At 41.7% G+C, this 564-nt stretch carries 1 protein-coding gene; it reads left to right on the forward strand.

Going from position 1 to position 564, the window contains the following annotated elements:
* Positions 1-564 (forward strand): type I glyceraldehyde-3-phosphate dehydrogenase (locus ACFIO3_RS15375; RefSeq protein ID WP_375704813.1); only part of this gene is annotated, 564 nt, incomplete at both ends.

A 564-nucleotide genomic window follows, 5' to 3' on the forward strand; every position in this document is an offset into this window, starting at 1 on the left:
GATCTTACGGTTGTCTATGGGGTTAATCATCAATCTTTAAGCAAAGAGCATCGCGTTGTTTCAAATGCTTCTTGTACCACCAATTGTTTGGCGCCTGTTGCACAAGTTTTGCATAACACAGTGGGCATTGAAAAGGGCTTTATGACAACCATCCATTCTTATACGGGTGATCAACCTGTATTGGATACAATGCATCGTGACCTTTATCGTGCACGTGCGGCAGCTCTTTCTATGATTCCTACATCAACAGGAGCAGCGAAAGCTGTAGGATTGGTTTTGCCAGAATTAAAGGGGCTGCTTGACGGTGTGTCGATTCGTGTTCCAACCCCTAATGTTTCTGTGGTTGATTTAACATTTACCGCTAAGCGTTCCACAACAATTGAAGAAATTAATACAGCTATGACTACGGCTGCACGAGGTCCTCTGAAGGGAATTTTAGACACGACAGAAGAAAAACTTGTGAGTTGTGATTTTAATCATAATCCTCATTCAGCGATTTTCCACAATGATCAAACCAAAGTAATTGATGGTCAGCTCTGTCGTGTTTTGGTTTGGTATGATAAT

The sequence above is a fragment of the Bartonella sp. AD328YNZD genome, assembly GCF_042196425.1.